This window comes from Curtobacterium pusillum (genome assembly GCF_007673235.1).
GTDB lineage: Bacteria > Actinomycetota > Actinomycetes > Actinomycetales > Microbacteriaceae > Curtobacterium > Curtobacterium pusillum_C.
In genome coordinates, this window is record NZ_VDZH01000003.1 from 168,330 (window position 1) to 187,057 (window position 18,728).

At 70.4% G+C, this 18,728-nt stretch carries 15 protein-coding genes; 3 read left to right on the forward strand and 12 right to left on the reverse strand.

Annotation, left to right across the window (positions count from 1 at the left end):
- Nucleotides 1-14: 14 nt before the first annotated feature.
- Nucleotides 15-800, reverse strand: a complete 786-nt coding sequence (gene nagB, locus FS532_RS09215) for a glucosamine-6-phosphate deaminase (RefSeq protein WP_144753081.1) — start codon at nucleotides 798-800, stop codon at nucleotides 15-17.
- 59 nt (nucleotides 801-859) lie between these two features.
- Here nagB and FS532_RS09220 point away from each other — a divergent pair, with 59 nt between their 5' ends.
- Entirely contained in the window at nucleotides 860-1,339 is a 480-nt protein-coding gene (locus FS532_RS09220; protein ID WP_144753084.1) for an NUDIX hydrolase, read from the forward strand.
- 227 nt (nucleotides 1,340-1,566) lie between these two features.
- Here the strand turns inward: FS532_RS09220 and FS532_RS09225 are convergent, their stop codons facing one another.
- Genes FS532_RS09225 through FS532_RS09240 form a run of 4 tightly spaced genes read right to left on the reverse strand, consistent with a single transcriptional unit; the run spans nucleotide 1,567 to nucleotide 5,583 of the window.
- Nucleotides 1,567-2,637, reverse strand: coding sequence for an ABC transporter ATP-binding protein (locus FS532_RS09225; RefSeq protein WP_144753087.1), 1,071 nt, complete (start codon nucleotides 2,635-2,637; stop codon nucleotides 1,567-1,569).
- Complete coding sequence (locus FS532_RS09230) at nucleotides 2,634-3,470, reverse strand: ABC transporter permease (protein ID WP_144753090.1); 837 nt, start codon at nucleotides 3,468-3,470, stop codon at nucleotides 2,634-2,636. The genes FS532_RS09225 and FS532_RS09230 overlap by 4 nt, the downstream gene beginning before the upstream one ends.
- Nucleotides 3,467-4,432 (reverse strand): ABC transporter permease, encoded by a 966-nt coding sequence (locus FS532_RS09235; protein WP_144753093.1) that lies wholly within the window; start codon nucleotides 4,430-4,432, stop codon nucleotides 3,467-3,469. Before FS532_RS09235 ends, FS532_RS09230 begins: the two co-directional genes overlap by 4 nt.
- Before the next feature lie 5 nt (nucleotides 4,433-4,437).
- Nucleotides 4,438-5,583 (reverse strand): ABC transporter substrate-binding protein, encoded by a 1,146-nt coding sequence (locus FS532_RS09240; protein WP_144753096.1) that lies wholly within the window; start codon nucleotides 5,581-5,583, stop codon nucleotides 4,438-4,440.
- Between the two features lie 212 nt (nucleotides 5,584-5,795).
- Here FS532_RS09240 and FS532_RS09245 point away from each other — a divergent pair, with 212 nt between their 5' ends.
- The gene (locus tag FS532_RS09245) at nucleotides 5,796-6,233 is read left to right on the forward strand and encodes a YdeI/OmpD-associated family protein (RefSeq protein WP_144753099.1); all 438 of its coding nucleotides are present in this window, start codon (nucleotides 5,796-5,798) and stop codon (nucleotides 6,231-6,233) included.
- Nucleotides 6,234-6,435: 202 nt separating this feature from the next.
- Complete coding sequence (locus FS532_RS09250; RefSeq protein ID WP_260852627.1) at nucleotides 6,436-7,053, forward strand: TIGR00645 family protein; 618 nt, start codon at nucleotides 6,436-6,438, stop codon at nucleotides 7,051-7,053.
- 15 nt (nucleotides 7,054-7,068) lie between these two features.
- On the opposite strand, the gene FS532_RS09255 is transcribed toward FS532_RS09250, so the two are convergent.
- From FS532_RS09255 to FS532_RS09285, 7 genes are all read right to left on the reverse strand, one after another.
- Nucleotides 7,069-8,034 carry a hypothetical protein gene (locus tag FS532_RS09255; RefSeq protein WP_144753104.1) on the reverse strand — a complete coding sequence of 322 codons (966 nt, stop codon included), beginning with the start codon at nucleotides 8,032-8,034 and terminating at the stop codon, nucleotides 7,069-7,071.
- Between the two features lie 373 nt (nucleotides 8,035-8,407).
- On the reverse strand, nucleotides 8,408-11,518 hold the full coding sequence (locus FS532_RS09260; RefSeq protein WP_144753107.1) for an alpha-mannosidase: 3,111 nt from the start codon (nucleotides 11,516-11,518) through the stop codon (nucleotides 8,408-8,410).
- A 37-nt stretch (nucleotides 11,519-11,555) separates the two neighbouring features.
- Entirely contained in the window at nucleotides 11,556-12,455 is a 900-nt protein-coding gene (locus FS532_RS09265; protein WP_144753110.1) for a carbohydrate ABC transporter permease, read from the reverse strand.
- The gene (locus FS532_RS09270; RefSeq protein ID WP_097181192.1) at nucleotides 12,455-13,405 is read right to left on the reverse strand and encodes a carbohydrate ABC transporter permease; all 951 of its coding nucleotides are present in this window, start codon (nucleotides 13,403-13,405) and stop codon (nucleotides 12,455-12,457) included. The genes FS532_RS09265 and FS532_RS09270 overlap by 1 nt, the downstream gene beginning before the upstream one ends.
- A 113-nt stretch (nucleotides 13,406-13,518) precedes the next feature.
- The gene (locus FS532_RS09275; RefSeq protein ID WP_144753113.1) at nucleotides 13,519-14,874 is read right to left on the reverse strand and encodes an extracellular solute-binding protein; all 1,356 of its coding nucleotides are present in this window, start codon (nucleotides 14,872-14,874) and stop codon (nucleotides 13,519-13,521) included.
- Between the two features lie 266 nt (nucleotides 14,875-15,140).
- The gene (locus FS532_RS09280) at nucleotides 15,141-15,983 is read right to left on the reverse strand and encodes a PhzF family phenazine biosynthesis protein (protein ID WP_144753116.1); all 843 of its coding nucleotides are present in this window, start codon (nucleotides 15,981-15,983) and stop codon (nucleotides 15,141-15,143) included.
- 284 nt (nucleotides 15,984-16,267) lie between these two features.
- On the reverse strand, nucleotides 16,268-18,643 hold the full coding sequence (locus FS532_RS09285; protein WP_144753119.1) for a lamin tail domain-containing protein: 2,376 nt from the start codon (nucleotides 18,641-18,643) through the stop codon (nucleotides 16,268-16,270).
- Nucleotides 18,644-18,728 lie beyond the last annotated feature (85 nt).

Consider the following 18,728-nt stretch of genomic DNA (forward strand, 5'->3'; position numbering starts at 1 on the left):
CGAGCGCGGACGGACTACTCGAACAGCTGCCAGGCCGGCTTGTTCGCGTACGTGTACGTGTAGTAGTCGGCGAGCTTGAGACCGGCGGCGGCTTCCTCGTCGACGACGACGGTCGCGTGCTCGTGCAGCTGCAGCGCGGACCCGGGGACGAACGACGACAACGGCCCCTCGACGGCGGCGGCCACCGCGTCGGCCTTCGGCGAACCCTGCGCCACGAGGACGAGCTCACGGGCGTCGAGGATGGTGCCGAGCCCCTGCGTCATGCAGTGCGTCGGGACCTGGTCGAGGTTGTCGAAGAACCGGGCGTTGGCCTCGCGCGTGGACGGCGCGAGGGTCTTGATACGCGTGCGGGACGCGAACGACGACGTCGGCTCGTTGAACCCGATGTGCCCGTTCGCGCCGATGCCGAGGATCTGCACGTCGACCCCGCCGGCCGCACGGATCGCGGCGTCGTACTCCTTCGCGGCGAACTCCAGGTCGGACGCGCGGCCGTCCGGCACCCGCACGCGGGAGGGCTCGAACCCGAGCGGTTCGACGACGTCACGCTGGATCACCGAGGCGTACGACTCCGGGTGCTCGAGCGGGATCCCGACGTACTCGTCGAGGGCGAACGCGCGGGCCTCGGCGAACGAGATCTCCCCCGCGTCGACACGACGCTTGAGGTCGGCGTAGATGCCCTGGGGGCTGGACCCCGTGGCGACACCGATGACGGCGGACGGCTTCTTGGCGACGACGGAAGCGATCTTGGCCGCGGCGACGCGACCGACCTCAGCCGGCGTGGGCAGGATGATGATCTCCACGGTCACAGCCTACTGGTCATGACCAGTCCGCGACAGGGCGGTGTCGGTAGCGTGGCGACATGCCCACGCCAGACTTCGTCCTGTCCCTCCGCTCGAAGATCGGGAACGACCCGCTCTGGCTCACCGGGGTCACCGCCGTCGTGACGCGCGGCGAGGGTCCTGATCGCGAGCTCCTCGTCGTGCGCCGGGCCGACAACCAGGCCTTGACGCCGGTGACGGGCATCGTCGACCCGGGCGAGGAACCCGCGGTCGCCGCCGAGCGCGAGGTCCTCGAGGAAGCCGCCGTCGTCGCGGTCGCCGAGCGCCTGGCGTGGGTGCAGGTGCTGCCGGAGATGACGTACACGAACGGTGACCGGGCGCAGTACCTCGACCTGGTGTTCGCGTGCCGGTACGTGTCCGGTGAGCCCTTCCCCGCCGACGGCGAGAACACCGAGGCGTTCTGGGCCCGGCTCGACGCGCTGCCGGACATGTCGGCGAGCATGCGGGCTCGGATCGACGCGGCCCTCTCCGACGACCCGGCCGCGCGCTTCCAGCGCTGATCCCACCGGACTGGAGCGCGCCCCGCTCAGCGGTGACTCGCCAGCGGCACGCGGGGCGCGCCGACCGAGCCTGCGAGGGAGGAGTGCGGCCCCGCCCCGCGCCTCCAGTCCGTCATCGGCCGGCTCCACCACCCGCCGAAGCGACAGATTCCCGCGAACGTTCTGCGGACATCTGTCGCTCCGGCGGGTCCGACCGGAGGGGCCGGCGAGCACTGTCGCCCTCGCGATCAGGTGAGCGGGGCCACCGCCACGGGCGCGCCGAGCAGGCGCACGGCGACGGCGTCGCCAGCCACGCGACGGTCGCCGACCTCGTGCTGGACGGTCACGACGGTGTCGTCGTCGAGCCGGACCGTGGTGCGCCGGATCGAGCCGAGGAAGCTCGAGGCGACGACGGTGCCGGTGACGCCCTCTGCCGCGAAGGCGACGTCCTCGGGGCGGACGAAGGCGATGACCGGGCCGTCGGCCGCCGCGGCGTCGAGCGCGGGGACGCGGAACCCGTACACGAACACGTCGCCGCCGCGCAGGTCGCCTCGGAGTCGGTTCGACTGCCCGACGAAGTCCGCGGTGAACGCCGACGACGGGGAACGGTAGAGCTCCTCGGGCGTGCCGATCTGCTCGATGTCCCCGGCGTTCATCACGGCGATGCGGTCGGAGACGGCGAGCGCTTCCTCCTGGTCGTGGGTGACGAACACCGTGGTGATGCCGAGGTCGCTCTGGATGCGGCGGATCTCGTCGCGGAGGGACACCCGCACCTTGGCGTCGAGGGCGGACAGCGGCTCGTCGAGCAGCAGGACCCGGGGTCGGGTGACGAGCGCGCGGGCGAGGGCGACGCGTTGCTGCTGCCCTCCCGACAGCTGGTGCGGGTACCGGTCCGCGAAGTCCGCCAGGTGCACCATGTCGAGCGCGTCGATCACCCGCTCGCGGCGTGCTGCCGCCGGGACCCGGCGCATCTCCAGGCCGAAGGCGACGTTCTGCCGCACCGTCATGTGCGGGAACAGCGAGTACTGCTGGAACACCATGCCGATGTCGCGCTTGTTCACCGGGGTGCTCGCGACGTCGGCGCCGTCGATGCGGATCGAGCCGGCGTCGATGGCCTCGAGGCCGGCGAGCGCGCGGAGGGCCGTGGTCTTCCCGCACCCGGACGGGCCGAGCAGCGAGACGAACTCACCCGGTTCGACGCGGAGGGACAGGCCGGCCAGAGCGCGGTGGGCACCGTAGTGCTTCTCGACGGCCTCGAGCTCGACGGTCGCGCCCGTGGAGGACAGCGACGTCGGCGCGGCGGGGGCGGTGACGGTCATGCGGACTCCTTCTCGCCGGTGCGCCGCGCGCCGATCCGGCCGATGACGACGAGCAGCACGAACCCGAACACGAGCGCGCCGAGCGAGAAGATCGCGGCGACGTACGGGTCGGTCTGCTGCACGAGCACGAGCGCCGTCTGGAACGTCGTGCGGGACAGGAACGAGGCGAGGGTGTACTCGCCGAGGACGACCGTGATGGTCAGGAAGCACGCGGCCGTGATGCCGCGGCGGAGGTTCGGCAGGAGCACCCGCCACGTGACCGTCCACCACGAGGCGCCGAGGGACCGGGCGGCCTCGGACAGCACGGCCATGTCCATCGCGGTGATGGCGGCGGCGATCGGGCGGAACGCGAACGGCAGCGCGATGATGCCGATCGCGAAGGACAGCGTCCACGCGTCCGACCCGAACACCTGCGCGACGACCTGGTACACGGGGATGAACCCGACCACCAGCACGACGACCGGGACGGTGATCGGCACGATGCAGACGAACTCCAGGACGCGGCGGAGGCGCGGGTACCGGAGGGCGGTGATGACCTGCGCGGGCAGGAGCACCAGCAGGACGATCGCCACCGCGATGACGGCGATGAGAAGCGAGGCGCCGAGGCCGTCGAACACCGGCTGGTAGGTCGCAGCGTTGACCGGGTCCGCGATCGCCGTGTAGTGCGCGAATGTCAGGCTCCCCTCCGTCCCCTGACGGAAGGTGAACTGGGCGAGGGCGACGAGCGGGACGGCGAACACGAGGCCGATCACGACCAGCACGATCGCGGCGGTGACCCGCGACGGAGCCGCGCCGAAGCGGGGAACGCGAGTCGTGCCTCCAGGCCGGTTCATCGCTGCCACCTCGCTGCCCGACGCTGCAGCAGCGAGTAGCCGCCCATCACGACCGCCATCACGACGACCATGCCGAAGGCGAGCACCCCGGCCACGTTCTGCAGCCCGATGATCGTCTCGCTCGTGAGCTGCGCGCGGATCGTGAGCGGCACGATCCCGCCCTGCGAGATGAGTGCCGCGGCGGTGGCGAACGACGAGAACCCGTTCGCGAACAGGAGCAGCAGCGAACCCCAGAAGGCGGGGGCGAGCACGGGCAGTCCGATGCGGCGCCAGTACGTCGCGCGGGAGGCGCCGAGCGTGGCGGCGGCCTCGCCCCACTGGGACTTGACGCCCTCCAGTGCGGGCATGAACGTCAGCACCATCAGCGGTACCTGGAAGTAGACGTAGGGGATGACGAGCCCGGGGACCGTGTACAGGAACCCGCCGCTCGCGTTGCGGTCGACGTTGAACGCGGACACCAGCCACGTGGTGACGAGCCCCTGCACGCCGATCGTCGCGATGAACGCGAAGGCGAGCATGACGCCGCCGAACTGGGCGAGGACGCTCGCGGCCGAGTCGATCATCGACCGGACGAGTCCGTCGGGCCGGAGTGCGGCGAGCGCCCAGCAGACGACAGCCCCGATGACGGCACCGATCACGGCGGAGGCGGCGGACAACGCGAACGAGCCACCGAAGGCGACGAGCACCGACGGGTCCGCGAAGGCGGCGAGGTTGGCGAACGTCGGCCGACCGGAGGCGTCGAAGAAGCCACTGCCGATCGCGATCACCGCGGGGACGGCGAGGAAGAGCAGGACGTACGCGGCGAACGGGGTGAGGCCGAGCCACGCGACGCCGCCGCGACGCCGGACACGGGGTCCGGCGACGCGGCGGGTGGTGGCATCGGCCGGCTGCTCGCTCGTGACGAGCGTCGCGCCGAGGGCCGGCGCTGCGGCGCGCTTCGCGCCTGCCGATGCGGTGGTCATGCTGTTCAGGAGCCCATCGTCGAGGCCCACTCGGCGGACAGCACCTTGGCCGCGGCCGTGGCCTGCTCGTCGGTCAGCTCGACGGAGTCCTTCGGCGCGCCGCCGGCGGCGTCGAGGGCGTCCTGGTCGACCTTGCCCGACTTCTCGAGCGCGGCGAGCGTGGACGGGAAGGCGCCGGCCTGCAGGTACAGGTTCTGCGCGTCGGGGCTGGCGATGTACTCCTGCCAGAGGCGCGCGGCCGCGGGGTGCGGGGCGTCCTTGTTGATCGCCTGCGAGTAGTACGAGGCGAGGGCCTGGCCCTCGGGGACGACCGTCTTCCAGTTCTTGTTCCCGCTCGCTCCGGCGGCCGGACCCCACGCGAGGTTGTTGTAGGACCACTGGATGACGACCGGGGTCTCACCCGAGGCGACCGTCGCCTGCGTCGGCAGCACGTTCTGGAAGTTGCCGGCCTGCTTGAGCTTGCCGAAGTACTCGACGCCCTTCGTGATGTCGTCCGCCGAGCCGCCGTTCTCCAGCGCTGCGAGGTAGACCGCGCTCGCCGCCTGGTTCGCCTGCGTCGGGTCGCCCGAGATCGAGACCTTGCCCTTGTACTCGGAGCCGAGCAGGTCGTCCAGGTCCTTCGGCGCGGACTTCACCTTCGAGGAGTCGTAGCCGATCGACATCAGGCCCGTGTAGTCACGGGTCCAGGCGCCGTCCTTCTCCTTCAGGTTCTCCGGGATGTCACTCCAGTTCGCGACCTTGTAGTCGGTCAGCAGGTCGAGGTTCTGCTGCAGCACCGCGTTGCCGAGGTCGAGCACGTCGGGAGCGGTGGACTGGCCCTTCTGCGACTTCACCGCGGCGACCTCGTCGGCGCTCGAGCCGTTCGGGTTCGCGGAGTTGATCTTGATGCCGTACTTCTTGGTGAAGCCGTCGATGATCTTGCCGTAGTTGGCCCACGACGGCGGCAGCGCGATGACGTTGAGCTGTCCCTCCGACTTGGCGGCCTTGACGAGGGCGTCCATGCCGCCGGCGGACTCGGCACTGGTGGCGGTCTTCCAGTCGGTGTCGGTGGTGCCGGACGTGCTGGCGGAGCTCGTGGCCGAGCATCCGGCGAGGGTGACGATCGCGGCGGCGGCGAGGGCGATGCCGGCGAGGGTGCGCTTGTGCTGCACGGGGTGTGCCTTTCGGGCTGGTGGTTCGGGTGTGGGTGCTGCGTGCGGGCCTGGTTGCCGGCCCTGGATGATCGTGGACTCGGCCGGTTTCCGGCCCGTGCTGCGGTGGTGAACGGTGGCGGAACAGCGGGTGCGGCTGTACGGTTTGCTCGCTCTTGCTGTTTTGCTCACGTTGGGCGCGCGGTCGCGTCCGGATCGGCCTGGAGGCACGGATGCAGTTCACGACGACGGTCCTGCAAGCACGGAAGACGGCTACCGGATTGCCCGTCCCGCCGTCCGTCATCGAGGCACTCGGCTCCGGGAAGCGTCCCGCCGTGGTCGTCACGGTCAACGGGGGCTACACCTACCGGTCGACCGTCGGGGTCATGAACGAGCAGTTCCTCGTGCCGCTGTCCGCTGAGCACCGGGCGGCCGCCGGGGTGGCCGCCGGCGACTCCGTGTCCGTGACGCTCGAGGTCGACACCCAGCCCCGGGTGGTCGACCTGCCCGCCGACCTCGAGACAGCGCTGCACGAGGCCGGGGTGCGGGCGGCGTTCGACACGCTCTCGAACTCGCGGCAGCGCGCGGTCGTCGACCCGGTGGTCTCGGCGAAGGCTCCGGAGACGCGTGCACGGCGGGTGGCGAAGGCCGTGGAGGCGCTGCGCGCGTAGGGGGCGTGTCGGTGCCGTTCCGCGCGTAGGAGGCCGATCTGCGCGTAGGAGGCAGTTTCGCGCGTAGGAGGTCGTTCCTTCCGGCTGCCTATGCGCGATTCCGCTTCCCACTGCGCGCGCGATGGGACGAACCAGCACTCAGGGAACCTGTCGGACCACTCAGGTAGAGTCCTGCTCCCGCCGATCACCGAGAAGGACTCCCGTGACCGACACGCTCGACGTCGCCCCTGCCACCCCGAACCCCGCCGGTCCGCCGCGCCCCACCCGATCCGGCCCACGTGCAATCGGCTCACTGATCTTCCTGTCGCGATGGCTGCAGGCACCGCTGTACCTCGGCCTGATCGTGGCGCAGATCGTCTACGTGATCGTGTTCATGATCGAGCTCTGGCACCTCGCCGAGACGGTCATCGCGGACCCGGCGCACATCGACGAAGCCACCGTGATGCTCTCGGTGCTCGGCCTGATCGACGTCGTGATGATCGCGAACCTGCTCATCATGGTGATCATCGGCGGGTACGAGACCTTCGTCTCACGCGTGAACACCGAAGGCCACCCCGATCAGCCGGAGTGGCTCTCGCACGTCAACGCGAACGTGCTCAAGGTGAAGCTCGCGATGGCCATCATCGGCATCTCGTCGATCCATCTGCTCAAGACGTTCATCGCGGTCGGTGACCTCGGCCGTTCTGGTGGCGGATCGATCGCGGGCGAGAGCTACACGTCAGAGGGCGTGTTCTGGCAGGTCGTCATCCACATGGTGTTCATCGTGTCCGCGGTCGCGCTGGCCTGGATCGACCGGATCTCCCGCCCGAAGTCGCACTGACGACGACGCCCGCGGTCAGGCAGCCAGATCGCGGGCACTCCGCACGGGTCGCACCGCGCAGGGAAGCCCTGCGGCTCGCAGTCGCCGCGCGAGTCGATCGACGTCCCACAGGTCACGCCACTCGAGCCGGATGATCCAGCGCACCGCGGGCACGGTGAGCAGTCGCTCGTGCCGACGCTTCTCGTCGACGATGACCTCGGCCGCCGATCGACCGTTCCGGTACCGGTCCTGGGTGTACTTCGCGCGGCCGTCGACCTCGACGATCACGCCCTGCTCCGGGAACCAGAAGTCCACCTCGTAGCGGTGCCCCTCGACCACGAACGCCTGCTGCAGGACGGGCGCGGGGAGACCGAGCTCGCGGAATACCACACGGGTGAACGACTCCGCTGGCGATCCGGACCGACCGTCCGCGAGGTCGAGGACCAGCGATGCCGTCCCGCGTCCTCGGTCGTGGGCCGTTCCCCCGACCGCTCGGACGAGCTGCTGGCGGGTGAGCCCTCGGCGCAGGGCAGCATCCGCCACGACCACCGCGGCCCGTACATCGCCGCGGAGCGCGACGTCCGCCACGGTGCGGGCGACCGAGGTGAACCGCACACCGGCGTGCTCGACGACGTCGTCTGCGACGAACGGTCGCGTGTGGAGCTTGAGCGACTCCGACCCGGACCGGTACTGCGACTTCGGTACGGTGACGTGGACAGTGTCCGGCCACGGGTACAGCCAGGGCAACCCGTGCGCGGCGACGGCTGAGACGTGCGAACCAGCAGCGGCGGCACTCCGCCGCCCGAGCCGCGCGAACACGCGGGTGACGTACCGCTGCCGTGGCCCAGCGGCGTCCCAGTCGGCCCCTCGCACGAAGGCGTTCGGACCGACGCGCACGAGTCGGTCGGGACCGTCACCTGCGGCTCGCCTGCGCATCGTCGCGCCGGAGCGACCAGCATCCCGCGTGGTGCTGGCCCGGTAGATCGCGAGTGGCTGTTCCATGTCTCCACGGTCCTGGACGGACGCCGTCGTTCGGCGAGCCGACAGGCGGAATGTGGACGGGCCTCCAGGCGGACCGCCCTGTGGAGGGGAGAGCTTCCTTCCCATCGCAACCGCGCTTAGAAGCCAGATCGCTCGTAGGAGGCAAGAATATCCTGCCTCCTACGCGCGATTCGGCGCCCCACGCGCGAAACGGCCTCCTACGCGCGATTCGGCACCCACGGCAACCAAGCCGACCAAGCCGACCAAGCCGACCAAGGCGCCCAAGGCGCCCAAGGCACCCAAGGCACCAGACCCCAGCCCACGCAACACGGCGCCGGACGGAACGCACCCGTGTCCCGTCCGGCGCCGCGGTCTCCAGCGCGGGCCCGCTGCCTCAGGCCCGACGCACCCGCAGAGTCACGATCTCGAAGGGCCGGAGCGTGAGCACGACCGGCTCCCCCGACTCCCACGAGTCCCCCAGCGGGCGTTCCAGCAGGTCCACCGTCGCCACCGAAGCGACGTCGAACCCGAAGTCCACGCCGACGTCCGAGGCACGCCCTCCCGACGCCTCGTACAGTCGCACGACGACGTCCCCGGAGCGGTCCTCGGCGAGCTTCACGGCCTCGACGAGCACCTGCGGCGACCACACCGTCACGAGCGGCTCGACCGGAGCGGAACCCGCGACCGTCCGCACCGGCAGGTTCAACCGGTACCCGGAGTCGGCCGCGTCGAGCACCGAGGCGCCCACCCGCAGGACGGTCCGGAACACGTGGTGCCCCTGGTCGGCGTTCGGGTCCGGGAAGGTCGGCGCACGCAGCAGGGACTCGCGCACGAGCGTGGTGGTGCCGCCGTCGGCCCGGGTGTTCCGCGTGATGTCGTGTCCGTACGTGGAGTCGTTCGCGACGGCGACCCCGAAGCCCGGCTCGGCGACGTGCACCCAGCGGTGCGCCGACGTCTCGAAGCGCGCCATGTCCCACGAGGTGTTCTGGTGGGTGGGCCGGTCGATGTGCCCGAACTGGATCTCGCTCGAGGCCGATGCCGCGCGCACGTCGAGCGGGAACGCCAGCTTGAGCAGCTTCTGGTGCTCGTGCCAGTCGACCTCGGTCTCGATCGTCAGCTCGGGTTGCCCGGCCACCGCCGAGTACCGCGTGGTGAGCATCGACGACCCGAACGACCGCTCCACCACGAGCGACGAACCGTCGACGTCGACCGAGGTCGCCGCCAGGACCGTGCCGCTGCGCTGGTAGGCGCGGTCGATGTCCCACGCCTCCCACTGGTTCGGGGTGTCCCGGAACACGGTGTACTCCGCGGCGGCCGAACCCGGCGCGACGGCGTCACGACCGGTCGAGTGGTCGACGAGCGACACGACGTGGCCGGCCGCGTCGATGGTCGCGGTGACGACGCCGGTGTCGAAGACGAAGTGGTCACCGGAACGGACTGGAGGCACGGCTCGCGGTTCGTCGGTCGGCGAACCTCCCAGGGCGGTCACCCCGTCCGCCGCGACGGGCGAGGCGTTGAACCGCACGACCGTCCCGACGGAGGCCCCGCCACCGACGGTGTCGGACGACGGCGCGTCGAGCAGGCCGCTGCTGCCACCGGCGAGGGACATCGACGATGCCCCGACCCCGGCGAGCGCCGCTGCCCCACCGTTCGCGAGCGCGGTCGTCGCGTCGCCGATCAGCCCCTCGAGGGTGGCCGCGACGAGCCGGTAGTTCTCCTCGGCGTTCTCGTAGACCCAGGCGATCGAGGACCCCGGCAGGATGTCGTGGAACTGCTGCAGGAGGACGGTGTGCCAGGCCTGCTCGAGCTCCTCGTACGGGTAGTCGAGCCCGAGTCGGACGGCGGCGGTCGCGGCCCAGAGCTCGGCCTCGCGCAGCAGGTGCTCGGAGCGCCGGTTGCCCTGCTTCGTGCGGATCTGCGACGTGTACGTCCCGCGGTGGAACTCGAGGTACATCTCCCCCGACCACACGGCGGGCGTGGGCAGTGCGGCCTCGAGCTCCTCGAAGACCTGCGCGGGGATGCCGAGGTCGACCCGGGGCGAGCCGTCGAGGTCGTGCTGGCGCCGAGCGGCTGCGACCATCTCGCGGGTGGGTCCGCCGCCGCCGTCACCGAAGCCGTAGAGCAGCATCGAGGTGTTGGCGACCCCGCGCTCCTTGTTCTGCCGTTCCCCGCGGTGCAGGTCGGCGGCCGAGACGTCGGAGTTGTAGGTGTCGGCCGGGGGCAGGTGGGTCAGGATCCGGGAGCCGTCGATGCCCTCCCAGTGGAACGAGGTGTGCGGGATGACGTTCGTCTCGTTCCACGACGGCTTCTGGGTGACGAACCACTTCGAGCCGGCGGCGCGGACGATCTGGGGCAGGGCGCCCGAGTAGCCGAAGGAGTCGGGGAGCCAGGCTTCGGGGGTGTCGATGCCGAACTCCTCCAGGAAGAACCGCTTGCCGGCGACGAACTGCCGGGCGAGGGCCTCACCACCTGGAAGGTTCGTGTCCGACTCGACCCACATGCCGCCCACGGGGATCCACCGGCCCTCCGCGACCCGTTCCTTGATGCGGGCCCAGATCGACGGGTAGCCGTCGCGGATCCACGCGTACTGCTGCGCGGAGGAGCAGGCGAACGTGAAGTCGGGGTCGCGGTCCATCAGGTCGAGCACGTTGGAGAACGTGCGGGCGCACTTGCGGATCGTCTCGCGGACGGGCCAGAGCCAGGCGGAGTCGATGTGCGCGTGGCCGACGGCGATGGCCCGTCCGGCCGAGCCCGAAGCCCCGACGGCGAGCAACGGTGCGAGGACGTCCCGGGTGGCCGCGGCCGTCCCGGCGACGTCGTCCGGGTCGAGGGCGTCGGCGGCCCGTTCGAGTCCGCGGAGGATGTCGGCGCCGCGGGTGCCGTCGGTGGGCAGCTCGGCCATGAGCCCACGGAGGACCCAGAAGTCCTGCTGGAGCTCCCACACGGTGTCGTCCCGCTCGACGATCTCGAGCGCGCGCAGCTTGTAGATCGGCTTCGAGCCGGCGGTCGAGCGCGACCCGAGCGGGGTGGCGCCCTGGAAGGTGTCGCCGCCGATGTCCGGGTTGGCCGCTGCCTCGACGTAGAGCTCGAACGACTCGCCGGGGCCGACCTCGAGCGGGACCGTGTCGTTCTTCGGCTCGACGCCCTTGATGGTCGAGCCGTCCGGACGCCACGCGAGCCCCTCGGCCTGGAACCCGGGGTGCCGCTTCGTGAACCCGAGGTTCACCAGCAGCTCCGCGGTGGTGCCCGGCGCCGTCCCGAAGTCCGCGGGCACGGTGCCCCGGATCCGGAACCAGGTGGTTCCCCAGGGCCGACCGCCCCAGGCCCCGCCGACCGCGAACGGCTCGTAGTCGGCCGCCACCGCGACGTCGAACGGCACCGGTTCGTCCGGCACGGTCCACGCCGCGATCTCCACCGGAGCGGACCGGCGGTGGACCGCGGGGTCGATGCGGTCCCGGACGAGCCGGGCGATGCGGGCTTCGACGAGGGGTTCGTCGTGGTGCATGGAGGTGGTTCCTTTCCAGCAGGGCGGGGACGGGCGCTCAGCCCTTGATGCCGCCGGCGAGGGCGTTGCCGCCGCCGAGGCCTCGGGACACGAGCACGTAGAGGGCGATGACGGGCACGGAGTAGATGATCGAGAAGGCCGCGAGCTGCCCGTACGCCACCGCCCCGTACTGCCCGAAGAAGTTGAAGATGCTCACCGCGGCGGGCACCTTGTCGGGCGAGAGCAGCAGGACGAAGGGGACGAAGAAGTTCCCCCACGCCTGGATGAACACGAAGATGAACACCACGGCGATGCCCGGGCGCATGAGCGGCACGACGATGCGCGTCAGCGTGGTCATCATCGAGGCGCCGTCGGTCCAGGCGGCTTCCTCGAGGGAGATCGGCACGGAGTCCATGAAGTTCTTCGCCATCCAGATCGCCATCGGCAGCGAAGTGGCGGCGAGGAAGAAGATGCAGCCCCACACGTTGTCGATGAGGTTGAGCGACACGAACAGCGCGTAGACCGGCACCATCATCGCGGTGATCGGCAGGCCGGTGCCGAACAGGATCCCGTACAGGAACGGCTTGTTGACGCGCATCTTGTAGCGGGACAGCGGGTAGGCCGCCAGCAGCGCGAACACCACGGTGACGAGCGCCGTACCGCCGGAGATGAGCAGGCTGTTCGCGAGCGGGATGAACGACAACTCCGGTGTGAGGACCTTCGTGAAGTTGTCGAGCGTGAACGTCGACGGCACCTTCACCGACAGCGACGCGTCGGGGTCGACCGAGGCGAGCACGAGCCACAGCAGCGGCACCGCGAAGCACAGCGCGATGACGAGCAGCACGATGTTCGACACCCAGCGCATCGTGCGGCCGCGCGGGGAGGTCATGTGGAGCGCACCCGGGGCGGTCACCGAACGGGTGGCGTTGGACACGGGACGGTCGGCGGTGAGTGCCATCAGTCCACCTCCGGCTTCAGTGCCTTGATGTAGATGATCGAGAAGACCGCGCCGACCACGAGCAGGATCGTGGCGATCGCCGTCCCGAAGCCGAGCTGCGAGAACTTGAACGCCTCTTGGTAGGCGAGGATCGGCAGCGTGGACGAGTCCGTCCCGGGGCCACCGGCGGTCATCACGTAGATGAGGGTGAAGACCGACAGGGTCTGCAGCGTCGTCAGCATGAGGTTCGTCGAGATCGACCGGCGGATGACGGGCAGCGTGATGTACACGAGTCGCTGCCAGCCGGTGGCGCCGTCGACCTCGGCGGACTCGGTGATCTCCTCGGGGACCTCCTGCACGGCGGCGGAGTACACGAGCATCGAGAACGCCGTGCCGCGCCAGATGTTCGCCAGGATCACGGCGAGCATCGGGTACGTGTAGAGCCAGTTCGGCCCGCTGATCCCGATCGACGCGAGGAACTCGTTGAGCGTCCCCTTGTCGTTGAAGAACGCGTACGCCGCGAACGACGCCACGATCTCGGGCAGCACCCACGCGGCGACGACGAAGGTGCCGACGATCGCGCGGACGGCCTTGTGGGCGCTGCGCATGAGGAGCGCGAGCCCGAGGCCGAGCACGTTCTGCCCGACCACTGCGGAGGCGAGCAGGAAGACGATCGTGAGGATGACGGACTTCGGGAAGTCCGGGTCCTGGAACAGCTCGAGGTAGTTCTTCAGGCCGACGAACTGCTGGTCGGCGGCGCCGACACCGGTCAGCGCCGAGTTGGTGAACGACCCGTAGAACGACGAGATGACCGGGCCGAGCAGGAAGATGACGAGGAGGACGACGGCGGGGAGGAGCGGGACCGCTCGTCCCACGTTCCGCAGCGGCTTCCGCTTGCGCGGGACCGGCGGATCGGTGCGCTTCGGCGCACCGGGCGCCGACAGCGTCGGCGCGAGGGGGGTGCTGGACACGGGTTGGTTGCCTTCCGGGTGCGGAGGGGGTTCCGAAGGTGGGGAAGGACGGACTGGAGGCGCGGGGCGGGCGTGCTCCGCGCCTCCAGTCCGTCAGGTGGTCACCGCAGCGATCAGCCGGAGGTGGTGTTGTCCTTGCCGACCACGCCGACGACGCTCTTGTCGTAGGCCTCGGCGGCTTGCTTCGGTGTCTGCTGCCCCGTCATGACCGATTCCATCGCGACCTGGATGGCGTTCGAGACCTGGGAGTAGTCACTCGTCGCCGGGCGGAAGTTCGTGTGTTCCACGAGCCCGGAGAAGAACTTGAACGTCGGGTTGGAAGCGTCGTACGACGGATCCTCGGCGACGTCCTTGCGCACCGCGATCTGGCTGTTCTCGATGTCGTACTTCAGCGAGCCCTCCTTGTTGAGGAAGGTCGAGATGAAGTCGAACGCGGCCTGCGGGTTCTTCGAGTTCTTGCCCACCGCGAGGGTCCAGCCACCGGACATCGAGTTGTAGCCCGGATCCTGACCGTTCTGTGTCGGCATCGGCGCCTGGCCCATCACGTCGGACCACTCGGGCCACGGCGCAGTGCCGGACTTCAGCCACGTACCGGACTGCCACGACCCGTCGAGGTCGATCGCGAGCTGGCCCTTCGGGAGCCACGTCTGCGCGATCGTCGTGCCGACCTGGCTGTCGAGCGCCTGCTGCGGTGTCGGGCCGAGGCCGCCCTGGTAGACGTCCTTGATGAACTTCAGGGAGTCCTCGAACTGCTTCGAGCCCGTGACCCACTTCTTGTCCTTGTAGAGCGTGTTGCCGGAGCCGTCCGCGCCGTAGAGGAGCATCTCGAAGCCCTGCATCGTCGACGCCTCGCCCTGGGGCTTGCCGGAGTAGACGTTGAACGGGATGACGCCCGGGTCCTTCTCCTTGATCGTCTTCGCCGCGGCGAGCACGTCGTCCCAGGTCTTCGGCTGCCACGGAACGGGCAGGCCGACCTTCTTGAAGATGTCCTTGTTGTACCAGAGGGCACGGGTGTCGGTGCCCATCGGGATGCCGTAGGTCTTGCCGTCGACGCCCTCACCGGCCTGCTTGGCGTTGTCGTAGAACTGGCTCCAGTCCTTCCACTTCGCCGTGTACTTGTCGAGCGGCAGGAGGTACCCGGCCTGCGCGTCGGCCTTGATGAGGAAGGTGTCCTCGTACATGACGTCCGGAGCGGTGGCCGGGGCCTTGTTCATGAGCGCGAGCTTCGTGTAGTAGTCGTTCTCCTGCGCCTGGATCGGCACGAGTTCGACCTTCTTGCCCGGGTTGTCCTTCTCGTACTCCTTCTTGACGACCTTCATCTGGGCGTCGAGTTGCTGGAAGGCGCCGAACTTCTGGTACGCGATCTTGATCGTGTCGCTCGAGGCGGACCCCGAGCTCGAGCAGCCTGCCAGACCCACCGCGGCGACGGCCACGGCTGCGAGTCCGGCGATGATTCGGGTGCGTTTCATCGGTGCTCCTTTGCACAGGTGGCGGGCTCCATCGCCCGCTCGCACACTTAGTCCACCGTATTGACTTATTGCTGTCAAGAGGTTTTTCGTGACGATGCGGTCACGGAGCGGGGCCGGGGTCCACGCGCCGGGTGGTTCCGGGCGCGGGCCCGCGCGTTGGGCGCTTCCGGGCGTACCGGTACGAATCGGGCGTACCTGGTCGGAAGTCCTGACCAGGTACGCCCGATTCGACTTCCCATCGCAGATGTCCTGGGAAGGAACGCCCGTCAGCGGATCGGCGTGGCACCGCCCGTGACCGTGATGCCGCCGGTCGCCGGGACATCGACGAGCAGCACGCTCGGTCGGCCGACGTGCCGCCCCTGCCGGATCACGACGCGGTCGTCCGGTGCGACGGCCCCGACCTCGCGCAGGTACGCACCCGTGGCCGCCGCTGCTGAACCGGTCGCCGGGTCCTCGGTGATGCGGCCGACCGGGAAGAGGTTGCGGGCCTCGTACTCCAACGGTGCGGTCTGGTGCAGCACCGTGACCGTCCCAGCCCACCCGGCCTCGTGCGCGAGCTCCGCGAGAGGGCTCGGTGCGAACCGGAACTGGTGGAACAGGTCCTCGTCGGCGAGGACGACCACCGGGTGCCGGTTGCCGGCGAAGGACTCCAGGACCGGGAACCCCTCGGCGACGTCGTCCGGCACCAGGCCGAGCAGCCCGAACAGCCGGTCGCGCAGGGTCGGGTCGAGGGGTCGCACGCTCGGCTCCACGCTCGTCATCGCGACCTGCACGGTGCCGTCCGGGGTCGAGGTCGCATCGAGGGCGATGTCACCCGCGCCCGTCGTGAAGACCCGTCGCCCGAGGCCGTCGCGCTCCGCCAGGACCACCGCGGTGGCGATCGTGGCGTGGCCGCAGAACGGGACCTCGGCCCCCGGGGAGAAGTACCGGACGTGCGGGCCGGTGGGGGTGTGCCCGACGACGAAGGCGGTCTCGGGGTAGGCGACGTCGCGGGCGATCGCCTGCATCTCGTCGTCGGAGAGGTCGGCTGCGTCCAGCACGATGCCCGCGGGGTTGCCACCGCCCGGCTCGGAGGCGAACGCGGTGTACCGGAGGATCTCGATGCTCACGGTCTCGACGGTACTGCCCGGCGCCGACGTCGCTCGCGGGCCGATCGGGAGCGCGTGGCCTGCCGCGCTGGGCGGGGGTGGCTGGGGGCTGTTCCGCGCGTAGGGGGCCGTTCCGCTCGTAGGAGGTCGTTCCGCGCATGGGAGGCAGGAAGTTCCTGCCTCCAACGAGCGATTCCGCTTCCCAGGTCACGCGCGATGGGTCGGAACGCACGCAGGGACGGACTGGAGGCGCGGTACCAGCTGGCACCGCGCCTCCAGTCCGGCAGCTGGTCGCGGCCAGGGCCTCACGCCGGCACGCGCGCCCCGCGACGACGACGGGCCAGCAGCACACCCGCGCCGGCCGCGAGGAGCAGGAACGCGGCCACCGCGCCGGTGCCGAGCCCCTCGGCACCGGTGAACGCCAACTGACCGGTCGCCGGGTCGATGCGGATCGTCGTCCACCCGAGCACCGTCCCGTCCGCCGCCGTCACCACGATCCGGTGCGTCCCGGCCGGAGCATCCGCCGGGATCGTCGCCCGCACCGTGCCGTCCGCGGCGACCGTCACCGTCCCCAGCAGCGTCGGCGTCGAGAACAGCCACACGTTCACCCGGTCGCCCGCGTACTGCGTCCCCACCGTGATCGTGATCGTCTCCCCCGCACGAGCCGACGACGGCGCCGACACCGAACCACGGTTCGCCTCGGTCAGCGACGACTCCGACGGAGCCACCGGCACCGACGGCGAACCCGACGGATCCGAACCGGGGTTCGGCGCAGGCGTCGACCCACCACCACCCGGCGTCGGGGTCGGAGTCGTCCCACCGTCACCAGGCGTCCCACCGTCCCCCGGCGTCGACCCGTCGCACGGGTACGTCCCCGTCCGGAGCGAGAACCCGTCCGTGTCGTTGTCGTCCGCGTAGAAGGTGGCTCGTGAGCCGCTCGCGCACACGCCCGAGATCGCGAAGCCCTCGTTGGCCAGGGTGCGGTCGGCCGCCGACGGTGCCTCGTACACGGTCGACGCGGTGAACGCACCGTCGGACACCTCGTACAGCGCGATGCGGCCGGAGCACGCGTCGTCGCAGACCACCCAGAGCGCGTCGAGCGTCGGGTCGAACTGGACGTCCGCGACGACGGAGAACGGCGTCGCGATCGTGGCCACCCGCTGGAACGAACCGTCATCCATCAGGGCGTAGGCGTAGACGCTCGCGGTGCCCTCGACCCCGACGAAGAACAGGCCGTCTCCGTGCCCCGCGTACGTGGCAGGGGCGTAGGCGGCGCCGGTGTGCTCGTCCGCGAATCCGTGCGCGGTGAGCCAGGAGTCGGGGATCCAGGTGACGCCCTCGAGACCGGCGTTCGCCCCGAGACCCGGGAAGTCCGCGGCGAGGTTCCACTCGTCCGTCGCGTTCAGCGTCGACTCCCCGCCGGACGTCGTCGCGAACCGCAGGACCGCCGGGCGGCTCGTCGACGACACGTCGTTGTTCCGCTCGGTCGACACGTACACCGCGCCGGGGTCGTCCGACGTCACGGTGACGCCCTCGGCGTCCGGCGTCCCGGAACCGTCGGCGTAGTGGAGCTTCGTGCCGACAGCGTTCGACGGACCCCAGCCGCCCCGGCCGTCCGACACGAGGTGGTAGAGCACCCCGTCGCCGTTCTGCACGGCCCAGAGCTGGCCCTGCGCCGAGGTCGGGGAGGTCGTCCAGTCGATGCCGCTCAGGTCGCCCGTGAAGGTGTCCTCGTCGTCGAGCACGGTCTCGTCCGGGCCGCCGGGCCAGGGCTCGGCCGTGACGACACCGGCGAACCGGTTGGGGGCGCCCTTCGTCGGCGCGGCGGTGTCCGCGAAGGCGCCGGTGCCGTCGGGGTTCCGGCCGTACGTCGACGCGGCGTGCGCGGTCCACGAGTACGAGTCGACGAGCTGCCCCTGCGGGTCGAAGACCCGGGCGGAGTCCGCCTTGCCGAGCCCGAAGCCGAAGGAGGCCTCGTCGAGCACCGTGAAGCCACCCGGGGCCACCGTCGTGCCGGCGGGGATCGGGTACGTGTGGTCGTCCTCACTGTCCTTGAGGACGTAGCCGCCGAGGTCCACCGTCCTCGTGCCGACATTCGTCAGCTCCACCCAGTCACCCGGGGTGCCGCCGTCCGACTCGACCTCGTTGATGCGCACCGGCGAGGAGCAGTCGTTCGCCGCGCCCTTGGTCGACGCGGTGGTGTCCACGAGGGCGCCGGTGCCGTCCGGGCAGCGGCCGTACGTGACCGCCGCGTGGGTCGTCCAGGAGTACCGCAGCACGAGGTCCCCGGCCGGGTCGTACACGCGTGCGGTGTCCGCTCCGCCGAGGCCGAAGTCGAAGCCGGGAGCGGTCGCGGACAGCTGGTCGATGACGAAGTACCCGCCGGCGGCGATCGTCGACCCAGCGGGCAGGACGTAGGCGTCGTGGGAGCTGTCGTCGTCGAGGAACGCGTACCCGGACAGGTCGATCGCGGCGGACGAGGTGTTCCGCAGTTCGACCCAGTCGGTGTCGTCACCGTTCGACTCGACCTCGTTGACGACGAGGCCGTTCCCGGCGGCGGGCCCGACGTTCGGGTCGTCGTCACCGACGGCAGCGGAGGCGGGCGTCGCTGTGAGGACGCCGGCGGCGACGACGAGGCCGGCTGCGACGGACGCGCCGAAGCGCAGGGCACGGGGATGCATGCAGGGTCCTTCTCGGGAGGTCAGGGGCGGACCTGCACGACTGTTCAGCACCCGGGCGTCCGCCCGGTGGCGACCAGGTGAACGA